Origin of the sequence: Candidatus Nitrotoga sp. 1052 (assembly GCF_927312905.1) — a bacterium.
Lineage (GTDB): Bacteria > Pseudomonadota > Gammaproteobacteria > Burkholderiales > Gallionellaceae > Nitrotoga.
In genome coordinates this window covers 20,038-39,874 of sequence record NZ_CAKMHQ010000053.1, presented here as the reverse complement: position 1 = coordinate 39,874, position 19,837 = coordinate 20,038, and the positions used below count along the sequence as shown (strand labels likewise).

Here is a 19,837-nt window from a genome sequence, read left to right as displayed (position 1 = left end):
CAACATCGGTCAAAAACTGGCTTATGTGACCAGCAGATACGTGCCATTTTCAGATGGCCGATATGTCATGGGGGAATGACCGATTGAATCCGCAGGCCATAGCAGTCACTCAGGATTTTCTTGGTAGTGCCGTGTTAAAGCTGTCTGAACGTCAGCTTTCAAAAACTCTAATGTGTACTCCCCACCCGTTACGGTCATTCGTGCACGGCTGCAATTTGAGTGCCTGATTGGTGATGTGGCTAAGTAAAGCTTTACTGAAGCCGATATAGAGTTCATGTAACTTCACTCTAGATTGGTGATGGATTATGGACAAGAAACAATTACCCGCCAGACTGCCCTCTAGGCTTCCTTATAGGGTTGAGCCGAAGCACCTGATAATGCAATATGTCAACGATGATAACCTCCAGGGCAAGTTCGATTGGGATGTGGATGATCCCTTTGTGATGGTAATCCGCGAATATCTGAGATACATCGCTTACAAGTCGTTCAGATGAAATATATCTCGCAGCGACCAATGCTCAAGTTGTCTTGCGACACATTACCTCCGACCACAACGCCCTAAATGTCTGCGGACACCGTCGGCTCCCGATTCTAATGCGACATACCCAAATAGCAGGTATCTGGAAGGCTGAGTGAGTGTGTTTATTGGTCTTTTTCGAGTCGTAGGCTGTCGCTCGATGATTAAAGAAACGGACACTCGCAGCAAACTGAATTAGATATCCAGCCACCGACTGCTATGACCGAAAAAACGCCTCTCGTGGCAAACAAAATAACCGTCTCCAATGTGTCAGATCCGGTCTCTGCAAGTAACTCTCATATCATTTGTAGGAGAAAAATTTGGTAGCTCACGAATAAAATTATGCTACCTCTCAAGTTTATCTAGCTATGGAATTTATTAAATTATATTTTCTGAGAAACTTTGGGGGCGATTTACGACTTCAGCCCGATATCCCTGCTTTACCTCATGCCCACCAAGACTATGCTAGCAAATTGTTTATTCTTGACTTAGTAAAATCCTACTGAATGGATACAAAAATGGGCGATAATTTTTGCTATTCATAAGTTAAGGCTACGTTGAACAAGTCCCTCCGTTCGGGCTGAGCCTGTCGATGCTATTAGCAACTTATTGATTTACAAGGAGTACGTTTCGACAGGCTCAACGCGAACGGACTTGTTCAGCATTGCCTTAGAGCCTTGCCACTTAAAAGGCATAGAACGAAGTTTCAACATACAAAAAGCTTGAGTTATCTTTACGACCAGGCTCAACTAGCTGAGACGTCTTTTTAGTAAAGTCGCCCGCCATGAAATACGCATAGCCTACATTCAGCCCTATGAATTTGCTGATCGGATACCGTACGCGCATATCGAATTCCTGGCCTATATTTTTTCCACTTTTACCAGTTTGATCGCGCAGGTTCGCTCCACCACTCCAACGGTCTGTGGCGCTGTCCAATTCATACCAGCTATAACCAAAGTCAATTTTTAACTTACTGGTAGGGTTAAGCTCAACTCGAACTTTGGAGGCATGGATGTTTTCCATCTGGATATAGTCATTATTAGACCAGGGTCTGGCAAAGCCGAATAAACGTTCAAAACGTTGGCTGGTGTTGTCTTTTGGGTTTTTATCACCACTGGCAAAGCTTATAAGGCCACTCAGGCGGGGCTTCCATGAATGGTTGGCGGTATAGCCAGCTTCCAGGCTATAGGCATAGGCATCGTGATCAAGTCCGCCATCCTCACCCCATTGCTTGGCATAGTTTGCATCGTAATCCAGGCCGGTATTCCCTACCACTCCATATCCTCGCAAGCCAGCGGTATAAATTTTACGATTTATATGGGCGCTTGCCGGTGCAATGGTTCCATCCGAAGCATATAGAACTTTGTTGGCATCTTGCTGAAGCAGGTAATAATAGGGTTGCAGGGTGACAGCTTTGGACCATTTTCGCCACTCTCCGCTAGCACCATTGAACCATTGTGCTTGATCGGCTTTATCCCCCTGGTCAATTAAGCGAACTACAGGCTGCAAGGCAAATAAATCTGCCTGCCAATCACTTTTTGGCTGGCCCAGAGTCGTCCGTAACCCCAGGAAGTTATTCGTTGTGTTGCGCCATTCATTACGTGCAACCAAACGGCGGTCTGATAATTCAAAGGCCATGCGTCCCGCTTTTATGCTGATGGGCCGGTCATTACCCAAATCATCTTTACCCAGCGCATCTTTAAAATACAGCTCACCGTAGCCCTGCATTACATTCACCTTATTAATATCCCGGTTATCAGGCGCAAATACGCTGTCAAAACGGCGGGAATCCTGAAGTTCAATGGTGGCGCGTAGTGGGTCAAATTTACTTTTTACGGCAGCATAAATACGAGTACGAAGTAAAAGTGGTTCATCCAGAACATCTTTATTACGCCGAAAATCATTGTCACGGTATTCATAGCGAAGCCGGGATTCCAGCCCCAAATCCACCCAGTCCACATCTTTAAGACTTTCAGAATCTTTCAACCATGTCTTATTGAGTTGCTTGACATATCGGGGTGGCTCAGTTTCACGCTGCAACCCGTAACTACGTACTGGAATATCATAACCGGGGTTAGCTTCTGTGGCAGGCGACTCTTTTATTTTAAGGGAGGCTTTTTCATTTTCTATCCCCTGTAACCTGTCTGCTATACGTCCCTTTTGATCCAGTTCCTGTTCCTGCGGGCTTAACTCCGATGTATTTACCTGCGCAACGGCAATAAGTGGCGTTATTAATACGGTACCAGCCAGCAGGCTGGCTATAACCCGTAACCGGGAAGCTTTATTCTTGTGTAACTGCAATACTTTCATTTGTTCAACTCCAGTTCGTTGATGGAACGGGGGATAACTGGAGTTACCGTACCAATTTGCCGCGAATGTTCATGAGCGAGGCACGCATTCTAAAGAGGTTCTTTTCCTGGATGAAATAATTAATTATTATTTTCATATCTGTTATTTGCATATGGAAGAAAATGAAAAATGAGATGGGCTACACAACGAACCATGCAACGAAATTGACAGTCCCATGCAAAACACGGAAACTACATACCAGTGCCGATTTGACATCAGCTTGCGGGGCACTTTAAAAATTCCAGCTAAAGCGAAGCAACCCGCTCCGCTCAAGCTGAGCGGGTTTTGTTTTTGGGGATTCTTAATTGAACGCATCAAATAGCATCGGCATCGTCAGTGCACAGCACGCGCATTTCAACACCCCTTTTTCATGTAAAAGCGGGGCTGTGTTGCCGAGCTACGAACTGGTGTATGAGACTTACGGCACATTAAACAGCGATAAATCCAATGCCGTCCTGGTCTGCCATGCACTTTCCGGCCATCATCATGTAGCGGGCTATTACGCGGATGATCTAAAAAACGTCGGCTGGTGGGACACTATGATAGGACCCGGCAAGCCTATCGACACTGAGAAATTTTTCGTTATCGGATTAAATAATCTTGGTGGCTGCCATGGTTCAACGGGGCCCATCAGCATCAACCCGGCAACTGGCAAACCTTATGGTGCGAGCTTTCCCGTGGTAACAGTTGAAGACTGGGTGGAGTCGCAGGCGCACCTGGCCGATAAGCTTGGCATTAATCAATTTGCTGCAGTGCTTGGCGGCAGCTTGGGCGGGATGCAAGCGCTGCAATGGTCGCTGGCATATCCTGGACGTGTGCGACATGTACTGGCGATTGCCTCGGCACCTCGCTTGACCGCACAAAATATCGCGTTCAATGATGTAGCTCGCAATGCGATTTTGACTGATCCTGATTTCTACGGCGGTAATTATTATGAACACGGCGTGGTGCCTACGCGTGGCTTACGCTTAGCGCGCATGCTGGGGCATATCACCTACCTTTCCAACGATGCAATGGCGGATAAATTCGGGCGTGGGCTGCGCTCCGATAAATACAGCTACAGCTATGATATCGATTTCGAAATCGAGTCTTACCTGCGCTATCAAGGCGACAAGTTCGCCGCATATTTTGACGCTAACACCTATTTGCTTATGACCAAGGCGCTGGATTATTTTGATCCCGCCCGGGAATACAATGATGACCTGAATAAAGCTTTCGCCGCTGCTCGCGCAAATTTTTTAGTATTGTCATTTACCACCGACTGGCGCTTTGCACCGGAGCGTTCGCGCGCCATCGTCAAAGCACTGCTTCATAACCGCCTTAAAGTAAGCTACGCTGAGATTACCTCGACGCATGGGCATGATTCTTTTCTGATGCAGCATACGCATTACCATAATGTGATGCGCGCTTACTTCGACAATATTGCCAGCGAGTTTACTGCATGAGCACGCACGATCACTCCACTCTCACCGCGACCCGCCCTGACTTTGCTGCAATAGCGGCATGGATTCCGCCGGGCGCTTCAGTTCTGGACTTGGGTTGCGGTGATGGCAGCCTGCTGCGTTATTTGCAGGGTACGAGCAAGGTACAGGGCTACGGAGTGGAAATCAGCGACGATAACATCGTGGCATGTATCCAGAATCAAGTGAATGTCATTCAAGGCGACTTGGAATCGGGACTTTCCGGCTTTGAAAGTAATGCCTTTGATTATGTCATCCTGTCGCAGACGCTACAGGCCACTCGTCACACGGAACCTCTGATGCAGGAAATGCTGCGCGTGGGACGTGAGGGCATAGTCAGCTTTCCCAATTTCGGCTACTGGCGGAACCGTATGAACATATTGCAAGGCAATATGCCAGTGTCTGAAGATCTGCCCTATCAGTGGTATGACACACCCAATATTCATCTGTGCACGCTGCATGACTTTGAGACATTCTGCCACGATAACAAGATGACCATTCTTGACCGTCGCGTCATGACAGGCGATAGCGAGATAAAACTATTACCTAATCTGTTAGGCAGTACAGCGGTGTATCGCTTCAAGCGTGCTGTTTAATCCATGAGTGTGATCGCGCAGCTGTTCACGCGGCGCATGTTGATTTGTGTATTCACAGGCTTCAGCTCCGGCCTGCCGTTGTACCTGTTGTTCAATTTGGTACCCGCCTGGCTGCGTAGTGAGCAAGTTGATCTCAAAACCATCGGGCTATTCGCGCTGATCCAGTTTCCCTATACCTGGAAATTCCTGTGGTCGCCACTGCTGGACCGCTATGTCCTGCCTGTCCTTGGGCGCAGGCGCGGCTGGATGCTGCTCACCCAGCTGGGTTTATTGGCAGTAATTGCCTCGATGGGTGCGTTTTCACCGCAAAGCGATTTACGAACTATTGCCTACATTGCAACGCTATTGGCATTTCTGAGCGCTACTCAGGACATCGTGCTCGATGCCTACCGGCGCGAATTGCTGGAGGAAAGTGAACTGGGATTGGGCAATGCAGTGCATGTAAATGCCTATCGCATCGCTGGCTTGGTGCCGGGTTCACTGTCACTGATCCTGGCAGATTTCATGCCGTGGAGCATAGTGTTTATCATCACAGCGTTGTTCATGTTGCCCGGCATGGCGATGACGCTAATGGTGAAAGAGCCATTAAATATTAACCCGCCGAAATCCCTGCGTGATGCGGTTGTCGAACCTTTTCACGAATTCATCACTCGGCATGGTTGGCGCAGCGCGCTGCTAATCCTCTCCTTTCTGTTCTTTTACAAACTCGGCGACAGCATGTGCACCGCGCTGGCCACCCCGTTCTACATGGATATGGGATTCTCTAAAACACAGATCGGCCTGATCGCCAAGAATGCGGGACTGTGGCCCGCTGTAATTGGCGGTTTGCTTGGCGGATTATGGATGGTAAGGATCGGCATCAACCGCGCCTTGTGGTTGTTTGGGGTAGTTCAAGTGGTATCAATCTTTGGTTTCTTCTGGCTAGCATCGGTTGGGTATCATGCCGAAATTACCACCGTGGAACTCACTCAACTCGCCATAGTGATTGGCATAGAAGCCTTGGGCGTGGGGCTAGGTACAGCCGCATTTGTCGCCTTCATTGCGCGCACCACCCATCCCGCCTACACCGCCACGCAATTCGCGCTGTTTACCAGCCTCGCAGCTATGCCACGCACCTTCGCCAACGCAGCGACTGGCTGGTTGGTGGAAGCAATCGGCTGGACGGGATTTTTTTTGCTGTGCGCACTTCTGGCACTGCCAGGAATGGTATTGCTATTAAAAGTGGCGCCGTGGAATGGGTCGAATTCATTACGGATACCTTGAGCCCCAAAAATCCATCTCATACGATCAGTTTAGTGAGGCAATCACATGAAAATCGGCATACCCAAAGAAATCAAAGCTAACGAAAGTCGTGTCGCACTGGTCCCATCCGGCGCAGAATCGCTTATTGCGGCGGGGCATTCTGTGCTGGTCGAGGCAGGCGCAGGATTGGGTAGTGATTTCAGTGACGAGCAGTATCTTGCTGTAGGTGCTTGTATCGTCCCAGATGCCGACACAATATGGGCGGATGCCGATCTGATTGTTAAAGTTAAAGAACCGATTGAGCCAGAATGGCAGTACCTCAAGCCTGGTCAAACAGTGTTCACCTATTTTCACTTTGCCGCTGATGAAAAACTAACCCAAGCGCATCTGGATTCTGGCGCAACTTGCATCGCTTACGAAACGATTGAATTGCCTTCACGCGAATTACCACTGCTTACACCAATGTCCGAAGTCGCCGGACGCATGGCCGTGCATGAAGGGGCCAAATATCTCGAAAAATTATATGGTGGACGGGGCGTTCTGCTAGGTGGTGTCCCCGGTGTGCCACCCGCGCATGTTGTCATCCTCGGCGGCGGCGTAGTGGGTATGAATGCCGCCAAAATGGCAGCAGGTCTGGGCGCGAGCGTCACCATCCTCGACATTTCACTGGAGCGGCTGCGCCATCTTAGCGATGTCATGCCCGCTAACGTACAATTGGTTTTTTCCAATCGACACAATCTGCTGGAACAAATTGCCACCGCCGATCTTGTCATCGGCGGGGTGTTAGTCACCGGAGCCATTGCGCCCAAGCTGATACGCTACGATGATCTCAAGACCATGCGCCAAGGCTCGGTGATTGTGGATGTTGCAGTGGATCAAGGCGGCTGCATTGAAACAACCCATCCCACCACGCACGAGAACCCTATTTATATGGTCGAGGGTGTAATTCACTATGCTGTTGCGAACATGCCCGGCGCCGTACCACGCACCTCTACGCTGGCGCTAACCAATGCAACTTTGCCTTATGTGCTGCAATTGGCAAATAAAGGCTGGAAGCAGGCACTTAAGGATAGCCCTGCGTTGCGCAAAGGACTCAATATCGTGAATGGAAAAATTACTCATCACGCTGTCGCGAAGGCATTCGGAATGCTTGCCCACGCACCGGAAAATTTCCTCGATTAATTCCTCAATTAATTCATGGCTCGCCAGCCTCCAGCCAGCGATTTTATCGGGCTGGGAGTCGTGGCAAGTTGTGCGACGGCCTCACCCTCATGGAACATCCACAATGTGCCCGGCATCATGGCTTGCCAAGGCTCGTTGTCAGTCAGCGGCACGGTGGCGATGATGGCCACGCGATCATTAGGCGTGGTCACGTGGCTGAAATCAACTGTCATATCCTCATCCTTGAGATGCGCCACATTGAATGGGCTGTGGCGGATAAGGTAGTTTAATTCGGTAGCGCAATGCGCAAAAAGGCATTCGCCGTTAGACAATAGATAGTTAAAGATGCCCATGCCAGCAAGTTGATCTGTTAGCTCATGCAATGCAGCAAACAGAACGTCACGTGTTGGCGGTGTGTCATTAAAACGAATTCTCAGACTTTGCAGCAACCAGCAAAAAATACGTTCACTATCAGTATTTCCCACAGGAACAAAGCCACCATATAACTCAGGCTGGAATTGCGGTAAATTACCGTTGTGCGCAAAAACCCAGTACCGACCCCACAGCTCGCGCACAAACGGATGGGTATTTTCCAACGACACCAGGCCTTGTGTCGCCTTACGAATATGCGCAATGACGTTAAGGGAATGGATAGGATAGTTTCGCACCAGTTCAGCGATAGGCGATTGGGCTGAAGGTTTTGGATCCAAAAATAGCCGCACCCCCTTGCCCTCGAAAAAAGCGATGCCCCAGCCATCAGCATGTACGCCCGTTTCTCCCCCCCGTTTCTGGAAGCCGGTGAAGGAAAAACAAATATCAGTGGGGACATTGCAGTTCATGCCGAGCAGTTCGCACATATCTCAACTCCTGACCTAACCAGGTTGTAAGTGTATTGCATCTCAGCGCATCGTGCTTATTCCAAAATAAGATAAGGAAAGCTGAGTTTATGATTTTTATGAGGGCACTGGCATCTGTACACTGTTCCGAGCTCAAATTTTTTACTCGTGCCTTGTCTTGCTTAGAAACTTGAATTTTTAGAGGCGCCCTATATATTGTTCAGCTCACTAAGCAGCGTTCAGTTTTTCCAGCAACTCACGTATTTTTAGCGGATCGTTAGCGCGCAATATCCTTTGCGTCAGCGTTACAATATCTGGCAAGCTTGTGGTAAGAACGCACTGTTTAACGCAGAGCAGTTGCGCTGAATTCATGGAGAATTGACGCAAGCCGAGGCCGAGCAGCAGACGAGCGTATTCGACATTACCAGCCATTTCTCCGCACACCGAAATCGGAATGCCAGCCTTATTGGCGTTACCAATGACGTGCGCCAGTAGGTATAGAACAGCGGGATGCAACGGATCATACAGGTGGGCCACTTCCTCATCTGTGCGGTCTATTGCCAGCGTATACTGGATCAAATCATTGGTGCCGATGGAGAGGAAATCCAGCTTCTTGATAAACACATCGAGCACCAGAGCGGCTGCAGGAATTTCTATCATGCCGCCAATTTGTATTTCACGATTATAAGGGATGCCCTCATCATCCAGGCTTTGCTTGGCATTGACGATGAATTGCAAGGTCTGGTTAATCTCCGACACACCGGAAAGCATTGGAATCAGTATTTTTACGTTGCCATAGTGCGAGGCGCGTAGCAATGCACGTAATTGAGTGCGAAACAATTGCGGCTCAACCAGGCACAGCCGGATAGCACGCAGCCCCAGTGCGGGGTTGCTGGCAACGCGTTGGACACCCTCAAGCTGTTTGTCCGCACCGAGGTCGAAGGTGCGAATGGTTACAGGCAGTCCTTTCATTCCTTCTGCCACAGCGCGGTAAGCTACAAATTGCTCTTCTTCATCCGGCAGGATGTCACGATTGAGGAACAGAAATTCACTGCGAAATAACCCTATGCCGGTGGCGCCATTTTCATAAACTTCCGCCAAGTCGTTTGGAAGCTCAATATTCGCGTGCAGCTCAATGGCGGTGCCGTCAAGTGTGTTGGCGGGCGTGGATTTGAGGCATTTAAGTTTTTTCCGATTTTCTTCCCATTGGCTCTGAAGCAGTTTGTATTCGACAAGAACTTGCTCGTCCGGGTTAACAATAACGACACCTTGCCCACCATCCACAATGAGCAGATCATTCTCACGTATCAACTGGCGCGCACGATGCAAACCTACCACACATGGCGTACTCAGGCCGCGCGCTATAATGGCGGTGTGCGAGGTGGCACCGCCCAAATCAGTAAGGATAGCGGCAAATTGATGCGGTTTGAGCTGAATCAAGTCAGCCGGACTGACATCATGCGCTATCAAAATCATTCTCACGTCAGGCCTGGCGGCAGGCGGCACACTGCCCGGCTGGCCGGTAAGCTTTTTAAGCACGCGCTCCACCACCTGCACTACGTCAGTTTTGCGCTCGCGCAGGTAGGAATCGTCGAACGCCTCAAACTCAGCCACCAGCGCATCCATCTGCATTTTGAGCGCCCATTCTGCATTGCACTGCTCGCGCTCTATCATTTCGCGCGATGCCAGGTTGATGTGTTCGTCGGCCAATATCATCAGGTGCAGATCAAGAAAAGCATCGAACTCGGCAGCTGCGTGCAGCGGACGATTCCCGCGCAACCCGGCCAGTTCCTGACGTGTGCTTTCCATCGCAGCGTCGAAGCGCGCAACTTCCTCATGCACCAGCTGCTTGGGCATCACATAGTGCACAACTTCCAGCACTGTGTGCGAAAGAAGATGAGCATAGCCGATGGCGATGCCACTGGAGACTGGAATGCCATGCAGGGTGAAGCTCATTCGGCTTCTCCAAAATAATCATTAATCAGGGCAACGATTGCATCCATCGCCTCCCTCTCTTTTTCGCCGCTGGTTTCGATGTTGATGGTACTGCCCTTGGCAGCGGCCAGCATCATTACACCCATAATACTTTTTGCGTTCACGCGCCGACCTGCACGTGACATCCATACCTCGCAGGGAAACTTTGAGGCAAGCTGAGTCAGCTTGGACGAGGCGCGTGCATGTAACCCCAACTTGTTAATGATTAGTGCATCTTGGTTCAACATGACATCCCTCATCAGCATCCATTAAAACAATACATTCGCGCCCGCCTTCCAGCGCCTTCTGAGCAACTTCGGCCAGCGGCTTATGGCTATAGCAAACTGCGCGCAACAGCATAGGCAGGTTTACTCCAGTCACACCTACTGCTCGGCCAGGCTGAAACAGCCGTCGTCCGATATTGCACGGGGTCGAGCCACATAGGTCGGATAACACTAACACACCTTCCCCTGTGTCCAATTGCGCCATAAGCGCCCGTCCTTCGTCTTCTTTACGCTGAGGGTCGTCATCTGCCAGTACCGACAATACCTTCAGATTAGGCGACACATCGCCCATGACATGCCGTACGCAATCCACCAGGCTATCACCGAGACCATTATGGGTTATCAATAAAATTCCGATCACTTCAAATAACTCCTAAACGATAAACTTATAATAAGAGAAAACAATCAGCAGAAACGCCCCAATAATAAATTGCACAATAGCTTATATCGGGATACGGTTCTGCATATCGTCGTAATCATGGCTCAACCTTCGTGAGAGTGGTTTTGGCTGTGAATTCTAGCCGCTTCTGTAGTTCGGCGGTAAGATGCACCGTGCCACTGTCATCAATCAACAGCGCTTCCGTTAAATTTATTTTTTTCGCTGCACTACGCCAGCCTTGGCTTCCCGAGATAAATAATGGTTTGGATGTGGCATCAGATAACACACCGGCACGTGCACCATGCGTTAGCACGGTGACTGCCTGTACCCCCTGCACCGGCCTTCCGTTGCGCGGGTCGATCAGGTGACAATAGCGTTTATTGTCCACCATAAAATAGCGCTGGTAATCACCAGAGGTGCCGATAGCCTCTCCGTCATGCAATTCCAGAGTAGCAATCGGTCCCGGCTGACGCGGATGCTGGATGCCGACGCGCCAGGAACGTGAGCCATGCGTGCCTATCGCCAGCACATTGCCGCCGATATTGATCAGCGCATTGCGAATTCCCTGCTGCTTCAGCAACGTCGCGGCACGATCCAAAGCATAGCCCTTGGCATAACCACCTAAATCGAGCTGCACCGCAACATTGCGACTTCCAATCCGCCCTCCTTTTCCGCCTGTGGGAAAGGGACTGATGGAAAAATAAATATCGCTCATCTGTGGATGTGCTGAAACTAGTGCAGCAAGCTGATTTTCATCCGGTAGCATGGGCTTGAATTCGTTGGCGTGAAAGCCCCATAACTTCACCATGCTTCCAATGGCGGGATTAAACAGCCCATCGGACTGCGCGGAAAGTTGGACAGCGTCCGTCAGCATGGAGGTAAGTTCAGTCGCAACTTCACTGCTCTCTCCTTTAGCAAAGGCAGCATTCAATTCGCTTAACGCGCTGGGTTTCCAGGCGTGCAGAAGATCATGCAGTCGCTGAAATTCATGCATCACAGACGACACGGACTGTTTGGCACGCGCCTCGTCTTCGCCATACACGCTAACTTCAACAAGCGTGCCAAACACATAACCTTGTTCCTGATATAACGGTTCCTTACCGCAGGCGGAGAGGAAAAATACCACCGTAATCGGAAAAAAAAGTGCAACAAGCCATCGCGCGCAAAAAGTAACCATACAAACACAGAAACGCAGAGATCTGCCTAAGTAATTAGCAGATTTTTTCACATCTCTGGGCCAACAAAAGACCTTTAACGTTTGCCCTTGTTTTTCTCTCTGTCTCTGCGCTTTTGTGGTGAAAGTATCTTGAATCACGCTTCCATTTCTTCCAACTCTAACGCCGCCGCCAGCAGTGCAATTCTAGCCACGACAGCGTATGCGTAGAAGCGGTTCGGCGTGTCGTCCGGTGCACAATCCGGATTAGGCAGAATGCAGCTGGTATCAAACGCCAGCGGAACAAAGTGCATGCCCGGTGCATTGAGATTTTCATCCACGGCACGCCCGGTATGCACGCGATAAAAACCGCCCACCACGAAATGATCGACCATATACACCACCGGCTCGGCTACTGCATCATTAATGCTCTCAAAGGTATATACACCTTCCTGCACCAGCACGTCGGAAACGTGCATTCCTTCCTTCACCACAGCCATTTTGTTGCGTTGTTTGCGGTTGAGGCTCCGTACTTCGCTGGCGTCCTTCACCGTCATGATGCCCATGCCGTAAGTGCCGGCATCGGCCTTGACGATAACAAACGGGGCTTCCTTGACGCCGTATTCAGCATACTTCACTCGCATCTTCTGCAGAATGCTGTCCACATGTGTGGCCAAACATTCCTCACTGGCGCTCTGCTTAAAATCAACCTGACCGCAGCTGGCAAAATAGGGATTAATCAGCCAGGGATCTATGTCGAGTAGCCGGGCAAACTCGGCTGCAACGCGGTCATACGCGCTGAAATGCTGCGACTTCCGCCGCGTGGTCCAACCCGCCGCCAGTGGTGGAAGCGTGGTCTGCTCCAGATCTTTCAGTATGTCCGGCACCCCGGCGGAAAGATCATTATTGAGCAGCACCACGCAGGGGTCGAAATTGTCCAGCACCAAGCGATTGCCTTTACGCTGCAACGGTTCCAGCGTGAGCGCGCTGCCATTGGGCAATGCCAGTTTGGTGGGCTGAGTAATTTCCGGCAACATGCTGCCAATACGCACATTCATACCCGCCCGTTTAAGAATCAGGGCGAGCTGAGCCACGTTTTGCAGGTAAAACATGTTACGTGTGTGGTTCTCGGGGATCAGTAGTACTCCGCGAGCTTCCGGGCAAATTTTTTCAATTGCACTCTGTGCAGCTTGCACACACAGCGGCAAAAAATCTGGATTAAGGTTGTTAAAGCCGCCCGGAAACAAATTGGTATCTACCGGCGCCAGCTTGAAACCACTATTGCGCAAATCCACCGAGGCGTAGAACGGAATGGTGCGCTCTGCCCATTGCGAGCGAAACCAGTGCTCGATAGTGGGTTGTGCGTCGAGCATGCGCCGCTCAAGATCAAGTAATGGGCCATTCAGGGCAGTAGTAAGATGTGGAATCATAGTGTCTTTATGTGAACTATTAAGAAGAAATGCAAAGCGGGCATTGTAGCCCAGCCGCCCTGACCGGTGTGAGCCGCACACATGGTAGAATGTGCGCCTTAATTTTTAGAGTACGCCATGTTATCCACCGCTAATATCACTATGCAATTCGGCGCCAAGCCGCTGTTCGAAAACGTTTCCGTAAAATTCGGCGATGGCAATCGCTATGGCCTGATCGGCGCAAATGGCTGCGGCAAATCCACTTTCATGAAAATTTTGGGCGGAGATCTGGCGCCAACTTCCGGTAACGTAATGCTGGACAAGGGCGAACGCCTGGGCAAGCTGCGCCAGGATCAGTTCGCCTTTGAGGACAATACAGTATCAGAAGTAGTAATGATGGGGCACGCCGAAATGTGGGAAGTAATGGCGGAACGCGATGCAATCTATGCCAACCCGGATGCCAGCGAAGAAGATTATATGCACGCCGCCAACCTTGAGGCGAAATTCGCCGAATTCGATGGCTACACTGCCGAAGCGCGCGCGGGCGAATTATTGAACGGTGTGGGCATACCGCAAGAACTGCACAATGGGCTAATGCGTGCGGTAGCGCCGGGTTTTAAATTGCGTGTGTTATTAGCTCAAGCGCTGTTTGCCGATCCTGAAATTTTGTTGCTGGACGAACCGACCAACAACCTCGACATCAACACCATACGTTGGCTGGAAGACTTGCTGAACGCCCGCAAAAGCACCATGGTGATCATCTCGCATGATCGCCATTTCCTGAACAGCGTATGTACCCATATGTCCGATCTGGACTACGGCAAAATCACCACTTTTCCCGGCAATTATGACAATTACATGCTTGCCTCCTTGACAGTGCGCACGCAACTTGCCACCGATAACGCCCGCGCCAAGGAAAAGGTTGCTGAGTTAAAAGCTTTCGTGGCTCGTTTCTCGGCAAATGCATCGAAGTCAACCCAGGCGCAATCCAGGGCGAAACAGATAGACAAAATAAAAATTGAAGACATTAAGCCATCTAGCCGCCAGTATCCCTTCATCCGCTTTGACTATGATGAGCGCGAGAAACTGCATCGCGTTGCAGTGGAAGTACAACACATGAGCAAGGGTTTTGATCGCCCGCTATTTTCTAATTTTAATTTCCGTGTTGAGGCCGGTGAGCGAGTCGCCATCATCGGCCCCAACGGTATTGGAAAGACTACGTTACTACGCTGCCTGGCGGGCGATCTTGAAGTAGATAACGGCACCATTAAATGGACAGACAAGGCCAACGTCGGGTACTTCGCACAAGATCACGCGCATGAATTCGCCAAAGATGTCGTCCTTACCGATTGGATGACCTATTGGAGACGCGAGGGAGATGACGACCAAAAGGTACGCAGCGTTCTCGGTCGTTTGCTGTTCTCCGGCGACGATGTCAAAAAAAGCGTCAAAGTTCTTTCCGGTGGCGAGAAGGGGCGCATGATGTTCGGCAAACTAATGCTGCAAAGACCCAACGTATTGTTGATGGATGAGCCAACCAACCACCTTGACATGGAATCCATCGAGTCGCTCAACACCGCATTGACTGAGTACAAAGGCACGCTGATATTTGTCAGCCATGACCGCGAATTTGTGACTTCACTCGCCACACGCATTATCGAAATCACCCCACAAGGTGTATCCGATTATCATGGTACCTATGAGGAATATCTACGTGATCAGGGCGTGGCAACATGAATCCACTCGTAGCGTTACACTGACATACCCTGCCAAAATGAAGAAGATTCACGTTATTTCGGCCAGACATGCACAGAAAGGGGCGCTCAATTTATGAGCAACAACTTAAACCAGTTCCAGCATTTGCCAATGCGGCGAAAGAGCAAGCCTTGCACAAGAGCATCGGTGCCGCAGCTTTCTTACTGATTCTGAAGGAACAACTCCCGCCTCTTTACGTTTGTTCAAAACCTTCAGCTCTATAAATCTGCGCATACGGTCTTTTTATGTGGCAAAACTTCAAGGTCATGCAATAAATTTTTTAACCAGCTTCAGCCTTCTTATTTCGTCGTCAATTGCTGAAACCTCAGTCTTCGATGATATGAAAGTCAATAGTTCATGATGTTTTTCATACTTAAATGGATTTTGCAGGAAAAATCTAAGCAAATGTTCAATATACTGACACATTTGAAAATTCTTCAATTCAACATTAGGTCGCCTTTCCCCAGCATGAACATTGATATTTCTCGCGCTACGCAGTGACTGAAGAATTGCTTTCTCGACTGCTCGATCCTTATAAAAGAAAGACACCCTTTTTATAATAGTCTTAGCGTCATCTGCATCCGTAATTAGCTCTAATGTCAGCCAAAGTTTCATGAACCGAAACTCATGATCACTCTGATCTAAAGCATTTATGTAGCTCACAAAAATTTTATGAAGAAAATCCCTATACTTAATGTTTTTATTATTTAATAGATTCAAAAACTTCCCTATGTGTAAGTCAGCTGTATCGAAATTCTTTATCTGGATAGCTATATCATTTGATTGCTTCTGCTCATACCACAAGCCATCCCAAGCGCTCTTCCCATTTGATAAATGAAGTGTGTGAGCCAGACCCAATGTAACAACGCTATCTGATGGAAATTTCTGTGAGTTGTTGTATGCAAAAATATTCATGTCCTTTTGGACTTGTAGCTGCCAAATAGATCTAACCAAATCTACGGCTTTCATGGCTTTCATGTAGGCTGTTTGATAGTTTGCAGCCTCTAACGATACGCTTAAAAAGGTGAAATCCTTTTCGTCGGATAAGCCACTATTTGGGTTAGGATACTTTTCAAGCAAATTTTGTCTACTAGACGCATATTTTCTCGGAATATCTTTACTAAAGTTCAAAACATAGCCATTTACATATCTTCTTCTTGGCAGCGAAGTGCTATTTAAACCAATTGATGTAATTAGCGTGTAATGAATTTTGTTTTTAAGATGGAAATTACAGTTTTCCTCAAACTTTCTCAAAATTGCATTTCGGTTTGCCAATTGCTGATCAGTCTTATATGCGCTGAACACCGCATTTTTAAACTCTCTAAATAGGACATCATGATCGAGAATAAAACTATGGCTTATGTTGCCAAAAAGAGCGTCAACGAGAAAATCTACGTCTATGGTGTGACTAACCTTGCCATCGTTGGTCAGACTGAGGAAGGCTTTTATCTTTTCTATTAAAACTTTCGCGTCCATGTCAGCATTATCAGTTTGCGGCTTCGGGACGATCGATACCCATTTCGCGTTCATCAGTTACCTCTCATCCAACATTTTATATAAGACTGACATTCTTTGACTTTACGAAAGAGGCACCAATAACCAGCACCAATAACCAGCACAATTAAGCTCTGCTCATGGCACGAGCTACGGACGAGGAGCTACCCAGCCGATAGGCCACCGTCTATCGTTGAAGGTTTAAAAAAATCATGAGTAACTGCTCTTAGCGGTTAACGGACATCGTCTATCTGATGTTGCTATATCAAGACTCAATTTTTGACACACACAGTCAGTTTATTATCGTCGCGCGCTGGTCCCTTGCATCGAATTATTCAAAGACTATTGTGCCAGCCATTTTAAGGAAAATTTTTCCAACTCAGCATCAACCATTTTGTTTTCCAAGTTGGCACAGCAGGGCTAACCCAGCTGCGTTTTGTAAATCTGCCGATCGACTAATTGCTGAAATTTGCTTGCGCGGACAGCTGCTATTAATTGTCCGAACATTAGTGTTGACCGCAAAGCTAGGCGATTCATGCACTCGCCTGTCCCAGATTTTCCGAAATAGCACACTCTTCGCCGTCACAACCAACGCGCCCTTCAGCGTTTTGCTCTTGATATTGATTACTATTGGGATCGATCGCAGTCTCACTCACCAGTTGGCCAATCGTTGCTCCAACACGCAAATCATCTATACGACCGAAGTGGTTGAGTCGGATGCACCCTTGTCGGTCCAGAATAATCAGCGTGGGTGTGCCCCTCATATTAAATGCTTCCATCGTATGTGGAATATTGCCTGTTGTTGATGGTCGATCCACAGCAACTGGGAAACGGATACGGTATTCATAAAGAAACGCCTGTAAAGCCACGGGGGTCATTGCGCTATGGTGCTCAAAGACACTGTGAATACCGATCACGGCAATATCTGCTGCCGGAAAAGTTTCATGGATAGCCGCAGCCTGTGGCAGACCATGTGACACACAACCGGGACATAGCATCTGGAATGCGTGCAGTACGACCACGCGTCCACGTAATTCCGCAAGCGTAATGGAACGTAGCGTATTAAGCCATTGAGATACTTGTAGTTCTGGAGCTACTGGGTTGATATTAGTCATACAATTATTCCTGAGTTAGGCAATTTACTCGGCCATTAAATAGTTTCAAGCGGCATATTTTACGCGTGGGTCTTGAAAGATAAAAAACGACGCGTCTTAGGTTGCTTTCCAGCATCATGATGTGATCCGTAGTTCCGCTGCTTGTGAAAGGTTACCCTCTTTAATTCGATGCATTATTGTCTTGACTGAGGGGTCCACTATAGATTTTTTTATCTATTTTAAAATTTTAGCTTCTATAGAATATCGTTCTAAGGCTATGCGCTGCAGATTATCTCTAAGTTTGTAAGTTCTTGATGGGCAAAACCAAGCCACCGCTAGCTGCTGCACGATGAGGTGATAAATGAAACAACTGCTACTTTCTATATTTACTGTTCTATTGCTGAGTGTTAGTACTGCGTGGGCGGAGCCGTACGAAGATTACAATGCTGCTCATGCTGCATATAAGAGAGGTGACTACACAGAAGCTCTCAAATTGTACCGGTTATATGAATCTCAGGGGAATACAGATTATCAAAACATTATTGGCTTGATGTATCAAATGGGAAAGGGCGTTGAGCAGGACTATGGACAGGCTCTTGTCTGGTTCAGAAAAGCAGCATCGCAAGGGGATGCAGATGCACAATTGAATCTCGGCGACTTGTATAACAAGGGCAAGGGCGTTGTGCAAGACGACACAGAAGCACTCAAGTGGTGGCGCCTGGCAGCAGTACAAAGGGTTGCAATTGCACAATACAATCTTGGTGTGATGTATAACAATGGTCACGGTGTTACGCAGGACTACGCAGAAGCAGTCAAGTGGTATCGTCTGGCAGCAACGCAAGGGTATGCGAAGGCGCAATACAATCTTGGCTTGATGTATTACAAAGGTAAGGGCGTTGCGCAGGACTACGCAGGAGCACTCAGTTGGTATCGCCTAGCAGCAACGCAAGGATATGCAAAGGCGCAATACAATCTTGGCTTAGTTTATGACAACGGGCAGGGCATTACGCAGGACTACACAGAAGCACTTAGTTGGTATCGCCTAGCAGCAACGCAAGGATATGCAGATGCACAATTGAATCTTGGCTTGATGTATAGCAAAAGTAAGGGCGTTGCGCAGGACTACGCAGAAGCACTCAAGTGGTGGCGCCTGGCAGCAGTACAAAGGGTTGCAATTGCACAATACAATCTTGGTGTGATGTATGACAATGGGCACGGTGTTACGCAGGACTACGCAGAAGCACTCAGGTGGTATCGCCTAGCAGCAACGCAAGGTTATGCAGATGCACAATTGAATCTTGGCGACTTGTATTACGATGGGAAAGGCGTAACGCAGAATTATGGTGAAGCACTCAAGTGGTATCGGCAAGCTGCGGCGCAGGGAGATAGGAATGCTCAATACAATGTTGGTGTGATGTACGACAATGGGCACGGTGTTGCGCAGGACTACGCAGAAGCAGTCAAGTGGTATCGTCTGGCAGCAGTTCAAGGGGATGCGGATGCACAATTGAATCTTGGCGACTTGTATTCCGAAGGAAAAGGCGTTGCGCAGGACTACGCAGAAGCAGTCAAATGGTATCGATTAGCAGCAGCACAGGGGGATGCAAGTGCTCAAAACAACCTCGGGGCCATGTATGACAATGGGCATGGTGTTGCGCTGGACTATATTCTCGCACACATGTGGTTCAATCTTGGCGCTACATTGGGCGATGCAAATGCGATGAGGAATCGCGACCTTGTTGCAGAAAAAATGTCATCACAGCAAATTACAAAAGCACAGAAAATGGCAAGTGAATGTCAGCAGAAAAATTTCAAAGGATGCGATTGAAGAATTTATCAGCTCGATGCAGTTCGAGAATAACTAATGTACGATATTGTATGCAGCACAGCCCCGTAAAACGAGTTTGAGACTTGCTCGTGCAGCGACCGAAACTTACCCGTGAATTCATTTTATTTTCTCTCAAGGACTAACAGCACAAACGAATTTTTGACAGAAATTTTCTAATTCGACAGAATTTAACAAATGAGATACTGTCATATAGCGAGGAGAGGGCAGAACAAGGATTGTTGACAAATGTAGTGAGACAGAAAAACTCACTCAGGAATTGAGGCAATAACGGGGCAGCGCCGATCC

The 19,837-nt window shown here is 48.5% G+C and carries 15 protein-coding genes; 6 read left to right on the top strand and 9 right to left on the bottom strand.

The features are described 5' to 3' along the window. Positions 1–1,201 precede the first annotated feature (1,201 nt). Positions 1,202–2,827, bottom strand: coding sequence for an alginate export family protein (locus MJ768_RS11290; protein WP_239291895.1), 1,626 nt, complete (start codon positions 2,825–2,827; stop codon positions 1,202–1,204). 344 nt (positions 2,828–3,171) lie between these two features. Here MJ768_RS11290 and metX point away from each other — a divergent pair, with 344 nt between their 5' ends. Genes metX through ald form a run of 4 tightly spaced genes read left to right on the top strand, consistent with a single transcriptional unit; the run spans position 3,172 to position 7,346 of the window. Then, positions 3,172–4,311 carry a homoserine O-succinyltransferase MetX gene (gene metX, locus MJ768_RS11285; protein WP_239291893.1) on the top strand — a complete coding sequence of 380 codons (1,140 nt, stop codon included), beginning with the start codon at positions 3,172–3,174 and terminating at the stop codon, positions 4,309–4,311. Beyond that, entirely contained in the window at positions 4,308–4,922 is a 615-nt protein-coding gene (metW, locus tag MJ768_RS11280) for a methionine biosynthesis protein MetW (RefSeq protein ID WP_239291892.1), read from the top strand. Before metX ends, metW begins: the two co-directional genes overlap by 4 nt. Positions 4,923–4,925: 3 nt before the next feature. Further along, positions 4,926–6,185, top strand: a complete 1,260-nt coding sequence (locus MJ768_RS11275) for an AmpG family muropeptide MFS transporter (protein WP_239291891.1) — start codon at positions 4,926–4,928, stop codon at positions 6,183–6,185. Between the two features lie 45 nt (positions 6,186–6,230). Then, the gene (gene ald, locus MJ768_RS11270; RefSeq protein ID WP_239291890.1) at positions 6,231–7,346 is read left to right on the top strand and encodes an alanine dehydrogenase; all 1,116 of its coding nucleotides are present in this window, start codon (positions 6,231–6,233) and stop codon (positions 7,344–7,346) included. A gap of 8 nt (positions 7,347–7,354) precedes the next feature. Here the strand turns inward: ald and MJ768_RS11265 are convergent, their stop codons facing one another. From MJ768_RS11265 to gshA, 6 genes are all read right to left on the bottom strand, one after another. Further along, positions 7,355–8,182 (bottom strand): class II glutamine amidotransferase, encoded by an 828-nt coding sequence (locus MJ768_RS11265; protein ID WP_239291889.1) that lies wholly within the window; start codon positions 8,180–8,182, stop codon positions 7,355–7,357. 207 nt (positions 8,183–8,389) lie between these two features. Further along, entirely contained in the window at positions 8,390–10,117 is a 1,728-nt protein-coding gene (ptsP, locus tag MJ768_RS11260; RefSeq protein WP_239291887.1) for a phosphoenolpyruvate--protein phosphotransferase, read from the bottom strand. Further along, the gene (locus MJ768_RS11255; protein ID WP_239291885.1) at positions 10,114–10,383 is read right to left on the bottom strand and encodes an HPr family phosphocarrier protein; all 270 of its coding nucleotides are present in this window, start codon (positions 10,381–10,383) and stop codon (positions 10,114–10,116) included. The genes ptsP and MJ768_RS11255 overlap by 4 nt, the downstream gene beginning before the upstream one ends. Next, positions 10,355–10,780 (bottom strand): PTS sugar transporter subunit IIA, encoded by a 426-nt coding sequence (locus MJ768_RS11250; protein ID WP_239291883.1) that lies wholly within the window; start codon positions 10,778–10,780, stop codon positions 10,355–10,357. The genes MJ768_RS11255 and MJ768_RS11250 overlap by 29 nt, the downstream gene beginning before the upstream one ends. 115 nt (positions 10,781–10,895) lie before the next feature. Then, positions 10,896–11,975: an FAD:protein FMN transferase gene (locus MJ768_RS11245; RefSeq protein WP_239291881.1), complete on the bottom strand. Its 1,080-nt coding sequence runs from the start codon at positions 11,973–11,975 to the stop codon at positions 10,896–10,898. 134 nt (positions 11,976–12,109) lie between these two features. Then, a complete protein-coding gene (gene gshA / locus MJ768_RS11240; protein WP_239291880.1) occupies positions 12,110–13,381 on the bottom strand; it encodes a glutamate--cysteine ligase in 1,272 nt (423 codons plus the stop codon). A 117-nt stretch (positions 13,382–13,498) separates the two neighbouring features. Between gshA and MJ768_RS11235 the strand changes: the two genes are divergently transcribed. After that, a complete protein-coding gene (locus tag MJ768_RS11235; protein WP_239291879.1) occupies positions 13,499–15,097 on the top strand; it encodes an ABC-F family ATPase in 1,599 nt (532 codons plus the stop codon). Positions 15,098–15,379: 282 nt separating this feature from the next. Here the strand turns inward: MJ768_RS11235 and MJ768_RS11230 are convergent, their stop codons facing one another. Together MJ768_RS11230 and MJ768_RS11225 are read right to left on the bottom strand one after the other, a co-directional pair. Next, the gene (locus tag MJ768_RS11230; protein ID WP_239291878.1) at positions 15,380–16,645 is read right to left on the bottom strand and encodes a hypothetical protein; all 1,266 of its coding nucleotides are present in this window, start codon (positions 16,643–16,645) and stop codon (positions 15,380–15,382) included. Positions 16,646–17,142: 497 nt separating this feature from the next. Then, positions 17,143–17,724 (bottom strand): redoxin domain-containing protein, encoded by a 582-nt coding sequence (locus MJ768_RS11225; protein ID WP_239291877.1) that lies wholly within the window; start codon positions 17,722–17,724, stop codon positions 17,143–17,145. Between the two features lie 340 nt (positions 17,725–18,064). Between MJ768_RS11225 and MJ768_RS15240 the strand changes: the two genes are divergently transcribed. Continuing rightward, complete coding sequence (locus tag MJ768_RS15240; protein ID WP_305855927.1) at positions 18,065–19,531, top strand: SEL1-like repeat protein; 1,467 nt, start codon at positions 18,065–18,067, stop codon at positions 19,529–19,531. The last annotated feature ends 306 nt before the right edge of the window (positions 19,532–19,837 follow it).

Coding starts and splice junctions, on each gene's coding strand:
- MJ768_RS11290 (WP_239291895.1), bottom strand. CDS start 2,827: ATGAAAGTATTGCAGTTACACAAGAATAAAGCTTCCCGGTTACGGGTT.
- metW (WP_239291892.1), top strand. CDS start 4,308: ATGAGCACGCACGATCACTCCACTCTCACCGCGACCCGCCCTGACTTT.
- MJ768_RS11275 (WP_239291891.1), top strand. CDS start 4,926: ATGAGTGTGATCGCGCAGCTGTTCACGCGGCGCATGTTGATTTGTGTA.
- ald (WP_239291890.1), top strand. CDS start 6,231: ATGAAAATCGGCATACCCAAAGAAATCAAAGCTAACGAAAGTCGTGTC.
- MJ768_RS11265 (WP_239291889.1), bottom strand. CDS start 8,182: ATGTGCGAACTGCTCGGCATGAACTGCAATGTCCCCACTGATATTTGT.
- ptsP (WP_239291887.1), bottom strand. CDS start 10,117: ATGAGCTTCACCCTGCATGGCATTCCAGTCTCCAGTGGCATCGCCATC.
- MJ768_RS11255 (WP_239291885.1), bottom strand. CDS start 10,383: ATGTTGAACCAAGATGCACTAATCATTAACAAGTTGGGGTTACATGCA.
- MJ768_RS11245 (WP_239291881.1), bottom strand. CDS start 11,975: ATGGTTACTTTTTGCGCGCGATGGCTTGTTGCACTTTTTTTTCCGATT.
- gshA (WP_239291880.1), bottom strand. CDS start 13,381: ATGATTCCACATCTTACTACTGCCCTGAATGGCCCATTACTTGATCTT.
- MJ768_RS11235 (WP_239291879.1), top strand. CDS start 13,499: ATGTTATCCACCGCTAATATCACTATGCAATTCGGCGCCAAGCCGCTG.
- MJ768_RS11230 (WP_239291878.1), bottom strand. CDS start 16,645: ATGAACGCGAAATGGGTATCGATCGTCCCGAAGCCGCAAACTGATAAT.
- MJ768_RS11225 (WP_239291877.1), bottom strand. CDS start 17,724: ATGACTAATATCAACCCAGTAGCTCCAGAACTACAAGTATCTCAATGG.
- MJ768_RS15240 (WP_305855927.1), top strand. CDS start 18,065: ATGAAACAACTGCTACTTTCTATATTTACTGTTCTATTGCTGAGTGTT.